The organism is Paraburkholderia sp. GAS348, from assembly GCF_050434205.1.
Lineage (GTDB): Bacteria > Pseudomonadota > Gammaproteobacteria > Burkholderiales > Burkholderiaceae > Paraburkholderia.
Window position 1 is genome coordinate 45925 of sequence record NZ_JBNPVT010000005.1, and the last position, 16521, is coordinate 62445.

14 protein-coding genes are annotated in these 16521 nt (G+C 63.5%); 8 read left to right on the forward strand and 6 right to left on the reverse strand.

Annotated features, from left to right (window positions below; all coding sequences use genetic code 11):
* Positions 1 to 16 precede the first annotated feature (16 nt).
* Positions 17 to 2383: a xanthine dehydrogenase molybdopterin binding subunit gene (xdhB, locus tag P3T22_RS10665; RefSeq protein ID WP_429324923.1), complete on the forward strand. Its 2367-nt coding sequence runs from the start codon at positions 17 to 19 to the stop codon at positions 2381 to 2383.
* A gap of 150 nt (positions 2384 to 2533) precedes the next feature.
* Complete coding sequence (gene xdhC / locus P3T22_RS10670) at positions 2534 to 3100, forward strand: xanthine dehydrogenase accessory protein XdhC (RefSeq protein WP_063497809.1); 567 nt, start codon at positions 2534 to 2536, stop codon at positions 3098 to 3100.
* A gap of 129 nt (positions 3101 to 3229) precedes the next feature.
* On the opposite strand, the gene P3T22_RS10675 is transcribed toward xdhC, so the two are convergent.
* The 3 genes from P3T22_RS10675 to P3T22_RS10685 form a co-directional block, all read right to left on the reverse strand.
* Positions 3230 to 4213 carry a LysR substrate-binding domain-containing protein gene (locus P3T22_RS10675; RefSeq protein WP_429324924.1) on the reverse strand — a complete coding sequence of 328 codons (984 nt, stop codon included), beginning with the start codon at positions 4211 to 4213 and terminating at the stop codon, positions 3230 to 3232.
* Positions 4214 to 4437: 224 nt separating this feature from the next.
* Complete coding sequence (locus P3T22_RS10680) at positions 4438 to 5082, reverse strand: 2-hydroxychromene-2-carboxylate isomerase (protein ID WP_063494881.1); 645 nt, start codon at positions 5080 to 5082, stop codon at positions 4438 to 4440.
* Between the two features lie 94 nt (positions 5083 to 5176).
* Positions 5177 to 6589, reverse strand: coding sequence for a TAXI family TRAP transporter solute-binding subunit (locus tag P3T22_RS10685; RefSeq protein WP_063494882.1), 1413 nt, complete (start codon positions 6587 to 6589; stop codon positions 5177 to 5179).
* 556 nt (positions 6590 to 7145) lie between these two features.
* Between P3T22_RS10685 and P3T22_RS10690 the strand changes: the two genes are divergently transcribed.
* Entirely contained in the window at positions 7146 to 7499 is a 354-nt protein-coding gene (locus tag P3T22_RS10690) for a BON domain-containing protein (RefSeq protein WP_063494883.1), read from the forward strand.
* Between the two features lie 198 nt (positions 7500 to 7697).
* The gene (locus P3T22_RS10695) at positions 7698 to 7946 is read left to right on the forward strand and encodes a hypothetical protein (RefSeq protein ID WP_063494884.1); all 249 of its coding nucleotides are present in this window, start codon (positions 7698 to 7700) and stop codon (positions 7944 to 7946) included.
* A 12-nt stretch (positions 7947 to 7958) separates the two neighbouring features.
* Here P3T22_RS10695 and P3T22_RS10700 read toward each other — a convergent pair whose 3' ends face one another.
* Both P3T22_RS10700 and P3T22_RS10705 read right to left on the reverse strand, forming a co-directional pair.
* Complete coding sequence (locus P3T22_RS10700) at positions 7959 to 8747, reverse strand: sulfite exporter TauE/SafE family protein (protein WP_063494885.1); 789 nt, start codon at positions 8745 to 8747, stop codon at positions 7959 to 7961.
* A gap of 189 nt (positions 8748 to 8936) precedes the next feature.
* Entirely contained in the window at positions 8937 to 9593 is a 657-nt protein-coding gene (locus P3T22_RS10705; protein WP_429324925.1) for a LysE family translocator, read from the reverse strand.
* A gap of 364 nt (positions 9594 to 9957) precedes the next feature.
* Between P3T22_RS10705 and P3T22_RS10710 the strand changes: the two genes are divergently transcribed.
* From P3T22_RS10710 to P3T22_RS10725, 4 genes are all read left to right on the forward strand, one after another.
* Positions 9958 to 10851 carry a LysR substrate-binding domain-containing protein gene (locus P3T22_RS10710; RefSeq protein ID WP_429324926.1) on the forward strand — a complete coding sequence of 298 codons (894 nt, stop codon included), beginning with the start codon at positions 9958 to 9960 and terminating at the stop codon, positions 10849 to 10851.
* A 208-nt stretch (positions 10852 to 11059) separates the two neighbouring features.
* On the forward strand, positions 11060 to 12037 hold the full coding sequence (locus tag P3T22_RS10715; RefSeq protein ID WP_429324927.1) for a hydroxymethylglutaryl-CoA lyase: 978 nt from the start codon (positions 11060 to 11062) through the stop codon (positions 12035 to 12037).
* Positions 12034 to 13290 carry a CaiB/BaiF CoA transferase family protein gene (locus tag P3T22_RS10720; protein ID WP_429324928.1) on the forward strand — a complete coding sequence of 419 codons (1257 nt, stop codon included), beginning with the start codon at positions 12034 to 12036 and terminating at the stop codon, positions 13288 to 13290. Before P3T22_RS10715 ends, P3T22_RS10720 begins: the two co-directional genes overlap by 4 nt.
* Before the next feature lie 79 nt (positions 13291 to 13369).
* Positions 13370 to 14854: an MFS transporter gene (locus P3T22_RS10725; RefSeq protein WP_063494890.1), complete on the forward strand. Its 1485-nt coding sequence runs from the start codon at positions 13370 to 13372 to the stop codon at positions 14852 to 14854.
* A gap of 948 nt (positions 14855 to 15802) precedes the next feature.
* Here P3T22_RS10725 and P3T22_RS10730 read toward each other — a convergent pair.
* Positions 15803 to 16105 carry a hypothetical protein gene (locus tag P3T22_RS10730; RefSeq protein WP_429324929.1) on the reverse strand — a complete coding sequence of 101 codons (303 nt, stop codon included), beginning with the start codon at positions 16103 to 16105 and terminating at the stop codon, positions 15803 to 15805.
* Between the last annotated feature and the right edge of the window lie 416 nt (positions 16106 to 16521).

Here is a 16521-nt window from a genome sequence, read left to right on the forward strand (position 1 = left end):
TACGGAGAACACCAGAATGAATCAGCATGCCGAACCGTTCCTGAAAGACCTTCAGGATCTCGACGACTTTACCCAGGTCCACATCTCGCGTCCGCACGAGTCCGCTCATTTGCACGTGAGCGGCCGCGCCACCTACACCGACGACATTCCGACGCTCGCCGGCACGCTGCACGCCGCGCTCGGCCTGTCGCCGAAAGCGCACGCGAAGATCGTCTCGATGTCGCTCGACAAAGTGCGCGCCACGCCTGGCGTGGTCGCGATCTTCACCGCGGGCGATATCCCCGGCGTCAACGACGTCGGCCCGATCATCCACGGCGACGATCCGATTCTCGCCGACGGTGTCGTGCAATACGTCGGCCAGCCGATGTTCATCGTGGTCGCGACCTCGCATGAAATCGCGCGCCTGGCTGCGCGCCGTGCCGAAGTCGTCTACGAAGAGTTGCCCGCGATCCTTACCGCGCAACAGGCCCGCGCCGCGAACCAGCACGTCCTGCCGCCGATGAAGCTCGCGCGCGGCGAGGCCGATACGAAGATCGCCCGTGCGGCGCGTCGCGAAGCCGGCGAGATGCTGCTCGGCGGCCAGGAGCAGTTCTATCTGGAAGGCCAGATTTCCTACGCGGTGCCGAAGGACGACGACGGCATGCACGTCTACTGTTCGACGCAGCACCCGACCGAAATGCAGCACATGGTCGCGCATGCGTTGGGTGTGGCGTCGCACAACGTGCTGATCGAATGCCGCCGCATGGGTGGCGGTTTCGGCGGCAAGGAATCGCAATCGGGTCTGTTCGCGTGCTGCGCGGCGCTGGCCGCATGGAAATTGTTGTGCCCGGTGAAACTGCGTCCGGACCGCGACGACGACATGATGGTTACCGGCAAGCGTCACGATTTCCACTATACGTATGAAGTGGGCTACGACGACAAGGGCGTGATCGACGGTGTCACGGTCGACATGACCTCGCGTTGCGGCTTCTCCGCCGACCTGTCCGGTCCGGTGATGACGCGTGCGCTGTGCCACTTCGACAACGCATACTGGTTGTCCGACGTAACGATCGACGGCTTCTGCGGCAAGACCAACACGCAATCGAACACCGCGTTTCGCGGCTTCGGCGGTCCGCAAGGCGCGTTCGCGATCGAGTACATCATGGACAACGTCGCGCGGTCGGTCGGCGAGGATTCGCTCGACGTACGCCGCCGCAATCTGTACGGCAAGACCGAGCGCAACCAGACGCCGTATGGTCAGGTGGTCGAAGACAACGTGATTCACGAACTGATCGACGAACTCGAAGCGACCAGCGAATACCGAGCGCGCCGTGCGGCAATCAACGAGTTCAACGCGAACAACGAAGTGCTGAAGAAGGGCCTGGCGCTCACGCCGGTCAAGTTCGGCATTGCGTTCAACGTGACCCACTTCAATCAGGCCGGCGCGCTGGTGCACATCTACACCGACGGTTCGGTGCTGGTGAACCACGGCGGCACCGAAATGGGCCAGGGTTTGAACACCAAGGTCGCGCAGGTCGTCGCGCATGAACTGGGCATCGGCTTTAACCGCATCCGCGTCACGGCGACCGATACGAGCAAGATCGCCAATACGTCGGCGACCGCTGCGTCGACCGGTTCGGACCTGAACGGCAAGGCGGCGCAAGATGCCGCGCGCCAATTGCGCGAACGTCTGTCGGCCTTTGCCGCCGAGCGTTTCGGCGCAGGGCAGGTGGCGGCCTCGGAAGTGCGTTTCGTGCACGACCGCGTGGTGGTCGGCGAGGTGATCGTGCCGTTCGAAGAAGTGATCGCGAAGGCCTATGTCGCGCGTGTCCAGCTCTGGTCGGACGGCTTCTACGCCACGCCGAAGCTCTACTGGGATCAATCGAAGCTGCAAGGCCGGCCGTTCTACTACTACTCGTACGGCGCGGCCGTGTCGGAAGTGGTGATCGACACGCTGACCGGCGAAATGCGCGTGCTGCGCGCGGACGCTTTGCATGACGTGGGCGCGTCGCTGAATCCGGCCCTCGACGTCGGCCAGGTGGAAGGCGCGTTCATCCAGGGCATGGGCTGGCTCACGACCGAAGAACTGTGGTGGAACACGGGCGGCAAGCTGATGACGCATGCGCCGTCCACCTACAAGATTCCGACCGTCAACGATACGCCGCCCGATTTCCGTGTGCGTCTGTTCAAGAATCGCAATGCGGAGGACAGCATCCATCGTTCGAAGGCGACCGGCGAGCCGCCGCTGCTGCTGCCGTTCTCGGTGTTCTTCGCCGTGCGCGATGCGGTGTCGGCAGTGGGCGGCCATAAGATCAATCCGCCGCTGAACGCGCCCGCGACCAGCGAGGAAATCTTGAAGGCGGTCGGCGCAGTGCGGGCGGCTACTGTGGCGGCGCGGCAGTAAGCGCGCCTCGTGCCGTGCGCGGGGCGGCGCGGCCTCGGGGCCACGCCGTGACTGCCGGGACTGTCAGGGCCGCCAGCGCTGCCATAAACGTCATGAAACTGCTCAGCCGGGGCAATCGTGCAATTATCGAAACCAACTGGATTGATCGCCATGAACGACTTTTCATCCGTTCAGATCGGCCGGCGCAGCGCCGTGGAAGCGCCGCGTCCGGCGCCGATGCACATCGTGCTGTTCGGCGCGGGGCACGTCGGCCATGCGCTCGTTACGCTGCTCGGCAGCTTGCCGTGTGTCGTCCAGTGGGTCGATGAGCGCGACGAACTGTTCCCCGACGAAACGCCGGCCAATGTGCAGGTCGAAGCGACCGACACGCCCGATGCCATCGTCGATACGGCGCCGCCCGGCGCGTATTTCCTCGTGATGACGCATAACCACGCGCTCGATTTTTCGCTCGCCGCGCGCATCATGCGGCGGCGCGATTTCACCTACTTCGGCATGATCGGGTCTAAAACGAAGCGCGTGAAATTCGAGCGTCGTTTGCTGGGCCGTGGGGTGGATCTGGATCGGCTGGTGGAGATGACCTGTCCGATCGGCGTCGCCGGCATAGTCGATAAAGCGCCTGCGGCAATCGCGGTCGCGGTGTGTGCCGAGTTGCTGCAGATTCGTACGCGCGAGGCCGCGGTGCAGGCGGTGACGCAGAAGCTTTGTGCGAGCGTGTGAGCGGACGAAGCGAGTTGCCTCGCGTAAGGCGTTCAACGTGTGGCTCGCAACGTCAAGCGCTGAGCGTGAAACGCGTCACGTAAAGCGTTCGGCTTATAGCGCCCACGTCTCAACCTTCAAACCAGAACGTCAGTCCGCTGCGGCTGACGTTACCTTTTTCGGCGGCCGTTTCGCACGCCGCACCTTTTGCGCGACCAGTTCATCCGACACGTGCGACATCAACGTGCGCAGCCAGCCGACATCGCTTGGCCGGTCCGGCTGCGGATGCCACAACTGATAACACTTGATGCGTGGAAACGGAATCGGCACGTCGACCACCGCGAGCGGCAGGATGCTTGCATAGTGCATCGCGAACCGGCGGGTCGTCGTGAAGATCAGATCCGACTGCAGCAGCGTTTGCGGCACGAGGCCGAAATAGGGCAGCGTAGCGACGATGCGCCGGTCGGCGCGAGCCCGTGCAAAGCCGATGTCGACGGCGCCGCCGCGCGCGCCGCTGTAGGGCGTCGGCGCAAGATGCGGCGCGGCGAGATAAGCTTCGCGCGTGAGCGGCGCGCGTGTCAGCGGATGATCGGCGCGCATCAGGCACACCACCGTATCGGAGAACAGGTCGCTGCGTCCGAAACGCGGATCGGGCTTCGGCCAGTTGCCGATCACCAGATCGAGTTCGCCCGCATCGAGTGCGGCGGAATGATCGAGCATCGGGCTTAGCGAATCGATCTCCAGACGTGCATGCGGCGCCGCCTCGCGAAACTGCGCGATCACGGTGGGCATGAAAAAATCGTTCAAATAGTCCGGCGCGGCCACGCGGAAGGTGCGGCGCGAGCGGCCGGGATCGAAGTCGCCGTGCGGCGTTGCCACGAAATCGATCTCACGCAGCACACGCTGCGCCGAGGCCAGCAAGGATTCGCCATATTCGGTCGGCACCATGCCCGACTTGCCGCGCACGAGAATCGGGTCGTTCAGCGTCTCGCGCAGTTTGCGCAGCGCGGTGCTGATGGCGGGTTGGGTCTGATTCAGACGCAGTGCGGTTTGTGTGACGCTGCGCTCGACCAGCAGCGTGCGCAGCACGCGCACGAGCCAGATATCGAGGGAGGCGGCGGAGTCGTCGTCCATGGTTTAGGCGAGTCGATGCAAGCAGGTCAGGCCCGGATGAAGCGCTATACGGAGCCGCCCGCGAGCCAGATCGCGAGAGCGGGGCGCAAAGGTTATAACCTTAGGCCCGTTTGCGGTGTGGTGGCATAGCGGGCGCGGTATGGCCGGCATCAGGATGGCCTTTTTGACGCAATCACGTCTGACGCCACGCGCCCGTTGGCACGAATATTACGGTTTCGCTTCGCTTAATCGTCCGCAAGACCCGAGGGCAGCGAACTGATCCGCTTCACCTCCTTCGAATCGAGCCAGTTCGGCGTGCGTGCGCAGTACAGCACCATGGGCAACGCGTCTTCGCCCCAGAACAATTGATTGTTCAGACGGAAGGTTGGCACGCCGTAGACGCCCAGACCGATTGCATCCGCGGTATTGCGCTGCAATTGCGCTTTCACCTCTTCGGTCGTGATGAGTGCCGGGCCGTCCGGCATACCGACGCGCTCGCACAGCTCGGCGAACGCTGCAACGCTCGACGGATCGCGGCCTTCGCGCCAGATGAAACGGAAAATCTCGCGAACGAAGCTGATGTCGCCCTTCGCCGCGGTGGCGAGCAGGAGCGGCTTCATCGAGTCGAACGGATGGGCTGGCGGCATCTTGAACGGAATGCCGAGTTGCTCCGCGCGAAACAGCGCGTGGCGATACGTGAAGGTACGCTTCGAGGGCACGTTGTAAGCGGGGCGCTGGCCCCAGTGGCTATACAACTCGTTCAGCACGACCGGCGTGAACGCGAAGTCGAAGCCCGGCCATTTGTCGTGTTGCTCGAGCAGCAGGTACGTGAACGGCGAGACAAAATCGTAAAACCACAGCGGTTGTCTGGCGTCGATGCCAATGGTCATAAATGTCTCCCGGATTGCCTGTTCCGAACGGGGCTGTCTGCTGGATCGTCGGAATTTTAATGATCTTACGCGGTGCAGCCGCCGCTTGCACCGGTCAATATGGTTCCGGTCCGGCGCCGGCCGGCACGGGTCCGTCGCCAGGTTCGCCCGCTGCGTCGCGCTGAGCCTCGCGGCTATGGGCGAGCCGCTCGCGCACGAAGCCGATATGCTCGCGCAGTACATAAAACTGATCCGCATAGGCGAGCGGCATTTTCAGACCGTTCACCGATTCTTCAATCGCATCCAGCCGCTCGATCAGCGAGTTGCGTTCGGCGGCCGAGTGTTCGCTGAGCGCGCTTCGCTCGATCGCGATCAGCGCACCGTACCAGCGGTAGATGCGCGATTTCACCCGCCACGCGTACAGCGACGGCACGAGGCGCAGCGCCGGAATCAGCAGCACGATCAGCGGCACCACGACCACCAGCAGCCGGTCCGCGAGACTCGCCAGCCAGAACGGCAGGATCCGGTAGAGGAAGCTCTTGCCTGACTTGTAGTAACGGGCGGCGTCGTCGCTGATCGGGAAATCGTGGGCGAGCGGCGCGGGGAATTCACCGGCGCGCTGCATGATGCTCGGCTTACCCTGGACTTCGCGCGCCGCTTCGATCAGCAGATCGGAAAGTGCGGGATGCAGCGAATCGCGCGCCACCAGTTCGGCGGTCGGCGCCACCATATGAATCGGCGCGGACGGCAGGTTCTTGCCGAGGTCGAACGCGCCCATCGGCATTTCGAGCTGCTTCAGATACGGAAAGCGGCGGGTGTACGCATCGGCTTGGGTGAAGTCGTAGAACTGCACATTCGGCGTGCGATAGAGCTTACCCATCACCGCCGGTTGCGCCGAATCGCCGGCCAGAAAAGCCGCGTCGACTTTGCCGGCGACGAGTGCCTGGGCAGCGTCGTCGCCCGAGAGCGGCAGCAGTTTGGTCGGGCCGCCCGGCACGATGCCGTTCGCCTTGAGCAGCGCGAGCGCCAGTTCGCGCGTGCCGCTGCCCTCGGCGCCGACCGCGAGGCGCAAGCCCTTGAATTCGGAGAGCCGCGCGACTGTCGGCCCGTGATAGAAGATCGCTAGCGGTACATAGGCCACGCTGCCGAGCGACATCAGCCCTTCGCTTGCCGGCCCGGGGGCAACGCCGTCTTGCACGAAGGCGACGTCGACGTTCGAATTCGGGTCTGAAAGCCGCTTGAGATTCTGCAGCGAGCCTTCGGAGGACAACACGTTCAAGGTGATGCGGTTGCGCGCCAGAATCGTCTTGTACTTCTGCGCCGCGTTCCAGAAGGTGCTGCCTTCGGGGCCGGCGCTCATCGTCAGCGTACTGGGCGGGGCGGGTTGGATCAGGCGCACGGCGACCCAGATCGCCGCGGCGGCGATCAGCAGGATCGGCCCGAACGAGACCGCCAGATCGCGCCAGGAGATCGCCACGAAACGGGCGACGAGACGGGGAGGGCGTTTGCGGCCGGTGGCTGGCTTCATCAGGTGACGTGACGGCTACGGTCGAAAGTGAACGGGGTGGCGGCGCTCTGCGGCGCGCGAACCGGGGCGAGGCGCTCGCGCCATGCCGGACGCGGCGCCGACGCCTGGGACGCACGAGCCGCGTGGCAGCGCACGTCGCGCCGATGGTACCTGAGAATCGCGCGGCGGCGCATGAATAAAAGCCGATCCATGTGCCCATGGCAACCGGCGGGCACCCCGAGGTATGGCTAAATCCTTTGCGCTTCTGGCGCGGCTCGATTAAATTGTCGATCGCTGCCGCGAACAGACGTTTCGCGCGGCGTGACCCGGCACGACAGACAAGAACCGGGCGCGCCGGCGGACTTCGCGGCTTGCCGGCACTCGTACCGCATGGCATGCGTGGCATCGCATGCGGCTTACGGCGGCCGGCCTCTCCCGCCTCTCGCACACCGTGTTGCAGCCATAGTCGGCCGTCGCTGAGCCGCGCCTTGCCGCGCCTGAAAAGCATGGCCGCCCGTAGTCGTAACGAAGCCGCTTTTACATGCGGTCCAATGTGTAGCTAAGGAGAGAAGAAACTATGAAATCGGTCGGTTTTCTGAAAACGCTGGGCTCGGTCGTGGCGATGGTGGTGGCGTGCAACGTGTACGCTCAGGCAAGCGATGCAACGGCGACGGGCACGACCGCAACGCCGGCTGCAAGCGCTAAGGCCAGCAAGAAGGCCAATAGCCAACTGGGTCGCAAGGTGCGCGGCGCGCTCGCCAAGGCGCAAGGCATCGACGTCTCGAACATCGCCGTGCGTGCCCGTGGCGGCGCGGTGACCCTGACGGGCTCGGTGCCTGAGCAAAGCCAGATCGACGCTGCCGGCGAAGTGGCCAAGGGCGTCGCCGGCGTGACGTCGGTGTCGAACAAGCTGACCGTGGTTCAGGAGTAAGACGGCTGCAACGCGCGAGGCCGCGATAAGCGGCCTCGCGCGAGCGGCTTGCGTACCAGTGATTTTTGAAGCGGCGATTTTCGCTTAGACCCGCTCCGGGCTGAACGCCCGCACCGCAACGGCCAGTTTGTGCGCTGTGACACACAATGGACGCGTCGTGAAGCGTACTGTGATGCGATGGGAACCGGAGCCAACACCATGGAAAACACGCCTTTGCGCTATACCGATCTGCCGATCGGCGATCGGGCGGCTTTCGAACTGGTGTGCGCGCGGCACGGATTTGCGCCATCGCATTTCGACATCAGCGCCTGCCCGGATCCGGGCGATGCCGCGCACGAGCGCCTCGTCACGGTTCGGCGCGGTGGCTGGGCGCAGTCCTATCACGACCATCACGGTCAATGGGTCAGGCAGTTCGAGAGCGATCTGACCTGCCGGTTTTTCAAATAGAGGCGGCTTGCTTCAGGCCAGCACGAGGCGCACGCCGACCAGCGTGAGCGTAGCGGCGAGCACGTTGCGCAGCAGCGCGTCCGGCGCGCGCGAAGACAGATAACTGCCGATCGCGATACCCGGCAACGACCCCACCAGCAGCGACAGCAGCATCGACCAGTCGACCGAACCCAGCAGCCAATGCCCCGCGCCCGCCAGCAGCGTGAGCGGCACCGCATGCGCGATATCGGAGCCGACGATGCGCGTGGTCGGCAGCAACGGATACAGCAGCAGCAACACTGTCACGCCGATGGCGCCGGCACCCACCGAGGTCAGCGACACCAGCACGCCCAGCACCGCGCCGGTCAGCATGGTGAGCCCGAGCGTACGGCCTTGCCTGGGGGCGCGCTGACGGCGCGCGCCGAGCGCCGCGAGTTGCGGGCGGAAGATCAGCGCCACGGCCGTCACCAGCAGCGCGACGCCGAGCACGATCTGGATCAGCCGGCTCGTGCCCGGCGTGTCCATGCCGTAACGATGCAGCAGGATCAAGGTGACGGTTGCAGCCGGTACGCTGCCGGCCGCGAGGCGCAGGGTGATCTGCCAGTCGACGGAGCCTTTCAGGCCGTGCACCAGTGTGCCGGTCGCCTTGGTGGCGGCTGCGTACAGCAGATCGGTGCCGACCGCGGTGGCCGGATGCACGTGGAACAGCAGAACCAGGATCGGCGTCATCAGCGAGCCGCCGCCGACGCCCGTCAGTCCGACCAGAAAGCCCACGAACAGGCCGGAGACGGAGTACAGCAGATCGATGTGGGGAAGAGCCATTGAGCAGACCGCTGAGGGTCGGGTGGGTTGGACAGGTTAGGTGGCAAGGCCGGCGCGCGCCGGCCTTCGAGCGTTGGCGAATGTCGGCGACGGGCCCGCGGCGGCACGGCGAAAGCCGCTATTGTCGCAAAACTGCCGCGCTTGCGTATGATGCGCTGCGACGGGTCCCGCTGCGCCGACAAACCTCACTCAAAGCGCACGGCGAATCTCGACCATGCCGAAGGCCGCCAGCGTGAATCCGACGATCCGGTCGATCGCCACGCGCAGCTTGCTGCCGATCGCATGACGCGCGAGCGACACTGCCGTCACGAGAAAACACCACCACGCGATCGAACCGCAAAACACGCCGCCTACCGTCGTGAGTGCGATGCTCGATGAAAACGCCCCACGCGGTGCGAGCGTCGTGAACAGCGCGGCGAACATGATGACGGTTTGCGGATTGGTCAGCGTGAGCAGCAACGAACTCGCGTATGCGCGCAGCGCGCCGGCGCGGCCCACCTGCGCGAGCTTGCCGTTGCCGTCGCTGCTGCCATTCCCGTTGTTGGCCGCATCGGCGGGCGCTTTTTGCAGCAAGGCACGCACGCCGAGATAAAGCAGGAACAGACCGGCAAGCAGATGCAAGGGCCGGTCATAGGCGAGCATGAACTGCGAAATGCCGACAAGGCCGAGTGCCGCGATCAGACCATAAACCGCATCGCCGGTCGCAATGCCGAAGCCGATTGCGAGCCCCGCGCGCGGGCCGCCCGTCAGCGTGCGGCGAATGCAGAGCATGCCCATCGGGCCGACCGGCGCGGCAATCGCGAGGCCGACACCCGCGGAGGTGGCGAAGAGACTGGCGGTGGACATGGGAAAGCCTTTATGCGTTGTTCTGCTGAATGGTTAGTCGCGCGCGTTGCGCTTCTCGTGTACGGGCAGGGGGCAGGCCGGCGCGCCTCCAAGCATAGCCAGACCGAAAATCCCGAGCAAGGCTGCGGGGACCAAGCAGCGCGAACCCGCCCCGCATCACACTACGTCATTCTGGACACGATCGACCCTCGCGCACCCGCCCCGCGTCAACCTGCGCAGTTTGACACACGATCAGCGCTCACAACCCGGCGCGCGATCGACCACGCCAACCGGCGCGCTGGCCATGGATACCCTGGGATGGACTTGGCCGCCGCCTTCCTCGGGCATAATTTTCACACTTCAAACACCCGGAGCAGGCCCGTTCATGTGGCAAATCGATCAGGTGACGCTGCGCTTGTTCATCGCCGTCTGCGAGGAAGGCACGATCGCGCGAGCGGCTGAACGCGAGTTCATCGCGCCATCCGCGGTCAGCAAGCGGCTCGCCGATCTCGAGGCGCTGGTCGATGTCGCACTGCTCTCGCGCAGCCAGCGCGGCGTGCGCGCGACCGCCGCCGGCGAGGCGCTGCTCAAGCACGCGCGGCACATCATGCGCGGCCACGAACGGCTGCAGGCGGAACTCAGCGAATACGCGGCCGGCGCACGCGGCCATGTACGGGTGCTGGCGAATGTGTCGTCGATGGTCGAGTTTCTGCCCGAGGCGCTGTCGGGGTTTCTGAAGGCCAATCCGCAGATTCGTATCGATGTCGAAGAGCGCGTCAGCACCGAGATCGTGCGCGGTCTGGAAGAGGGGGTGGCCGATCTCGGCATCTGCCGCGATGTGGTGCCGATGGGCAGTCTCGATGTGCTGCAATATCGCTCCGATCATCTCGCGCTGATCGTGCCGCGCGATCATCCGCTGGCCGGCGAGGCCGCGATTGGCTTTGAGCAATCCCTCGCGTTCGATCATCTCGGGCTTGCCTCGAACGCGTCGGTGAACGCTCTGATGCAGCGTATCGCGGTGGAAAAAGGCCGCGAACTCAACTATCGAACCTATGTATCGACCTTCGACGCCGCCTATCGTTTTATCCAGGCGGGTCTTGCCGTCGCGATCCTGCCGGGCGAGGCGCTGCCCAGGCATGCCGCCGATGAATACGGCATCGTCGCCGTGCCGTTGCGCGAAGCGTGGGCAGAGCGGCGCTTCGTGATCTGCATGCGCGACCGCAATGCGCTGACGCTGACGGCGTCGCATTTACTCGACCATCTGTTGCGCTCGGTCTGAGCGCAGCCCGGCCCCCTCTGAAAAGCCCTTAAGGGTTTCCCCTAGACGGCGGCGCACGCCCGTCCCGCTTGCCTGCGCCGCCATCGCGAGCGGCGATGGAGTGCGTCGTCAACGCAGACTTTGCCGTGGGGCCGCGGGCGGGCACGCTGTCACTCAGTTGCTTCATTCCCTGCACGCCACGCAAGATTCAAGAACGGGATTCCAGATCATGAGTGACACCCAGACGCGCGTCGTCGTGACCGAAGTCGGCATGCGCGACGGCTTGCAAAGCATCGCCCGCACGATGCCCACCGAGTTCAAACGGCGCTGGATCGACGCTGCGTACGCCGCCGGCGTGCGCCATATGGAAGTCGCGTCGTTCGTGCCGGCGAAGCTGCTGCCGCAAATGGCCGACGCCGAGGAAGTGATCGCCCACGCGCTCAGCTACGACGATTTAATCGTGACGGCGTTGGTGCCGAACCTGAAAGGCGCGCAACGTGCGCTCGAGTCCGGCGTGCATCGGATCGTCGCGCCGATTTCGGTGAGCACGGCGCATAGCCTTGCCAATGTTCGCAAGACGCCCGTCGAGATGATCGAGTCATTTGCCGCGATGCGCGAGCTGATCGATAGCACGGCTAGCGCGAACGCGCGGCGCGTGGAATTGATCGCCGGATTGTCGACCGTGTTCGGCTGCACGCTGCAAGGCGCGGTGCCTTACGCCGATATCGCCGCGACTGCACGCGCCGCGTTGCAGGCGGGCGCCGATGTCATCGCACTCGGCGACACCACCGGTGAAGCGACGCCGCGCCAGGTCGGCGAAATCATCGAACTGGTGCGAGAGGTCGCGGGAAGCAGGCTGCGCTCGCTGCATTTCCACGACACACGCGGCCTCGGTCTCGCGAATACGCTGATCGCGCTGCAGCACGGCATCCGCGAATTCGACGCGTCGCTGGCCGGTATCGGCGGCTGTCCGCATGCGCCGGGCGCGACCGGCAACGTGAACACCGAAGACCTCGTGTTCATGCTCGACAGCATGGGTTACGACACCGGCATCGACCTCGCCAGACTCATCGCGTCGCGCGACGTCCTCGCCGACGCGCTGCCCGGCGAGCCGCTGTACGGCTATCTGGCGCGGGCCGGTTTGCCGAAACAGTTCAGTACCGCTGCTCAATGTTTTGAACCTTCCGAATCACAGGTGCTGCAATGACCCCAGTTGCTTCTACGTCTGCCTCTTCTGCTTCTTCCGCACCTGCTTCTTCGACGGAACCGCAGGGCGCGTTGCCGCTTGCGGGCATTCGCGTGGTCGAGTTGTCGCATATGGTGATGGGGCCGACCTGCGGGATGATCCTTGGCGACCTCGGCGCCGAAGTCATCAAGGTCGAGCCGCCGCGCGGCGATGGTACGCGTCGTTTGCTCGGCACCGGTGCGGGTTTTTTTCGCACCTTCAATCGCAACAAGAAGAGTGTCGCGCTCGACCTCGATAGCGAAGCGGGACTGGCCGCGCTGCACAAGCTGGTCGATACCGCGGACGTATTTGTCGAGAACTTCAAACCAGGCCGCATGGCGAGCCTGGGCCTCGATTACGCGTCGCTGCGCGAACGCAATCCCAGGCTGATCTACGTCTCGCACAAAGGCTTTCTGAACGGTCCGTACGAACACCGTCTCGCTCTGGACGAAGTCGTGCAGATGATGGCCGGCCTCGCCTACATGACCGGACCGGTAGGCCGTCCGCTGCGTGCGGGCAGTTCGGTCAACGACATCATGGGGGGCATGTTCGGCGCGATCGGCGTGCTTGCCGCCTTGCACGAACGGCATGCGAGCGGACGCGGCAAGGAAGTGCAGAGCGCGCTGTTCGAAAACTGCGTGCTGCTTTCGGCGCAACACATGCAGCAGTTCGCCGCGACCGGCGTGCCCGCTGCGCCGATGCCCGAGCGCATCAGCGCATGGGCCGTCTACGACGTGTTCAGGCTGGCCAACGACGAGCAGATGTTTATCGCCGCGACCGGCGACGGCCAGTGGCGCGCGCTGTGCGCGATTCTCGGCCGTGCCGACCTGCTGGCCGATCCGCGCCTCGCGACCAACAACGACCGCGTACTGGCGCGCGAATGGTTGCTGAAGACGCTTGGCGAAACCTTGAGTGGCTTCGAAGGCGCGGCGCTCGTGCCGTTGTTTGAGCGCGATCACATTCCGTTCGCGTCGATCACGAAACCCGAAGACCTGTTCGACGATCCGCATCTGAATGAGAGCGGCGGCCTTGCGCGACTGACGCTCGATGACGGAAGCGAAACCGCGATGCCCTTGCTGCCGATTTCGATGGATGGCGCGCGTTTGCAACCGCGCCAGCCGATCGCAAAGATCGGCGAGCACACCGCCGACGTGCTGCGTGGGTTGGGTTATGACGACGCGCAGATTGTGGCGCTGGGTGGCGGCGTGGCGCAGGCGCCGCGAGACGCTGCGTGAGCGGAGCGGTGAGTTCGATGCGTCAAACGTAGTCAATCAATCTCATCCGGCGTCAGACCGGAACTCATGGAGACAGACGATGAAATCGTCGAATCAAGCGGTGTATGCGACAGCGGTCGGCGATGCCGGCGCGCTGGGTGGTTTGCCCTCAGGCACCGGCGCATCCGCGGGTGGCCGCGCTGAAGAGATCGCGCTGGAGGGCGCGCGCATTTCTGCGCGGCTCGACCGCTTGCCCGCCACGCGTTCCATCTGGCACCTGGTGATGCTGCTGAGCCTCGGCCTCTTCTTCGAACTGTACGACCTGATGTTCTCCGGCTATATCGCGCCGGGTCTCGTGCGCAGCGGCATTCTCACCGCGACGACGCATGGTCTGTTCGGCACCAGCGGCGTGGCGAGTTTCATCGCGGCGTTGTTCGCGGGGCTGTTCATCGGTACGGCGGCATGCGGTTTTCTTGCCGACCGCTTCGGCCGGCGTGCGATCTTCACATGGTCGCTGCTGTGGTACACCGCGGCCAACATCATCATGGCGTTCCAGGACACGGCGCTCGGGCTCAATCTCTGGCGCTTCATCGCGGGAATCGGCATTGGCGTGGAGATTGTGACGATTGGCACGTACATCTCCGAACTCGTGCCGAAGCATGTGCGCGGCCGCGCGTCGGCCTTTTCACAAGCGGTCGGTTTTTGTGCGGTACCGATCGTCGCGTTTCTATCGTATTTGCTGGTGCCGCACCGTTACTTCGGCCTCGACGGCTGGCGTCTGGTCGTCCTGACCGGCGTAGTGGGCGCAATCGTGGTGTGGTGGATTCGTCTGCGTTTGCCGGAGAGCCCACGCTGGCTTGCACAGAAAGGCCGCATCGAGGAAGCCGACGCGGTGATGAAGCGACTCGAAGCGCGCGTCGAACGGGAATATGGACGGCCTTTGCCGGAGCCGGCCTTACCTGAACCGGTGCGCGCACGTGCGGCGTTTCGCGATTTGCTGGTGCCGCCGTATCGCAAGCGCACGCTGATGCTGATCATTTTCCACGTGTTCCAGACGATGGGATATTACGGCTTCGCGAACTGGATTCCGACGTTGCTGATCAGGCAGGGTATTACGGTCACGACGAGTTTGATGTACGCGAGCATCATTGCGATTGCAGCGCCGCTTGGACCGTTGTTGGGGATGCTGATTGCCGACCGCTTCGAGCGTAAGACGGTGATCATCTGCATGGCGGCGGTGAACGTGGTGTGTGGGCTGCTGTTCAGCCAGGCGCGGGAGACGGTGTTGCTGGTGAGTTTGGGCGTGTGCCTGGTGCTGGCGGGCAACATTATTTCCTATAGCTATCACGCATATCAGGCGGAGCTGTTTCCGACCAGTATTCGGGCTAGGGCAGTGGGATTTGTTTATTCGTGGAGCCGGATTTCGGCGATGTTTTCCGCGTTTGTGATTGCGGGATGCTTGAACCGCTTTGGCGTGAACGGAGTGTTTGTGTTTATTTCAGGCGCGATGGTGATCGTCATGCTGGCCATCGGGACGCTTGGGCCGAAGACGCGGGATGTCGCGTTGGAGGATATTTCGAGGTAATGGGTGGGTGACGCCCGCCTGGCGGGGCGGGCTTACTCGCTTAGTGCTTCTTTTGTGTCGCCGATGTGCTCGGTGCTACGCGGATCGGCGGCGCGCCGGATGGCGAAGTGGCCGGTTTTAGTTTCTTCTCCTGTTTCGGTTTCTTCGCTTCGCGGTTACTGCGTACTTGACCTTTTGCCATGATGGACCCCCCAGTTGGCGTTGTCGCTCCGTAAGGGAGCAATGGAGTAGTGTGCGCTGATTTTGGGGTTTAGGGGTGTGTTTTTGTCTTTCTTTGCCTTCGCGGCGCTTGTTTCTGTATGCCTGTGGTGTTGGCCTTTCCTTGTTTTCTCAGCGGTTTGAGCCGCTTTCTCTTGCTTCTCTTTGCGGCGGCAAAGAGAAGCAAGTGCCTGCCTCGCACAGGGGCATGAACAGCAAACAGCATTGCGGCGCGTTGTGCCTTGTCAGCAAAGGCTTTATGCGACACGAACGCCTGTGAGAAGGGCATTTTATTTGCATTCAGGACAATATACGGACAAGTCAGGCGGGTTTTCCGCGCGGCGCGCTTAGCGGCCTTCAAAGCGTCCGTGACGTGCGCCCACGCGGGAGTATGTCGCCAGGCTCGCTCGAGCGGCACGGCGGGGCGGATTTCAGGTCACGCTCCCCCTTCTGCCTGACCGGCTTCCCATATCCGATTTGCTTCCTCTGCGACCGGGTTCACTTCGGCTTCGTCAAGGTCCGTGAACAGATGCAGTTCGGAACCCTCAGACACGAGCCCGTTTGATGCTCCATTCTCACCACAAGGCGCGCCGTCTCGAAGCGGACGTTGAACACATAGCCGATGTGCTTGCGCTGATCGTCACGCTTGCCGAAGGCGGACCCGCGCCCACGACCGTCGACGAAATGCCTGATCAGATTGCGCGCCTTGGTCGCGCCGCATTGGTAGGGGCAACGCCACAAGATGAACAATTAGGCCCGCTGACGGCGCTTTGTCAGGTATCGGCGCAGCGCGATATTGAACGCAAAGACCGCGCAACCGACGACGACCAGTGCGACGAGAAAATAAAGGGTTAGCGCCAGAACTTCCATGTCATCCGGGTTCGCCAAATCGTCATTGCCGGAAAACTTCAGGACGCCACGTAAGAACATATCAACCGCATACGGCATGTTCATCTGTAGCGTCTCAACGAAGCGCGCAAGGCACAACGCGCCGATAATCGTTGCGATTGAACTTATCAGCAAGATCGCCGACCTGAGAAGAATCCGTTTCATCGAACCTCGGCGGGGCACCTTCATCGCGTGCATAACGAAAGCCCCGCCGAAGCGGCGTTATTATTGCTCGGCGGTGATAACGTGCGCTTTCGGATACTTCACAGCGAGCGTTAGACGTTCTGGGCGAACCGTCCGAAACCGAACGGTTCGCCCTTGCGCATCGGTTACGCCTTGCGCGGTTATGCCGGATGGAAACGTAACCCGATAAGGGACGCCAACTAACGCGTTATGTTCTACGTCCGTGAGCGTGTATTGCATGGAATTTGGGAGCTTTTGGGCCAGTTGCTCTACCGGGTCAGATTTGGAGGATTCACTGCGTCGCGTATCGGTGGATTGTGCTGCGATGCTTTGCTCGGCCAGCGCGGCGCACACAACAAACGAAGCGAGTGCGAAACGTGTTAATTTCATGTTCGTTT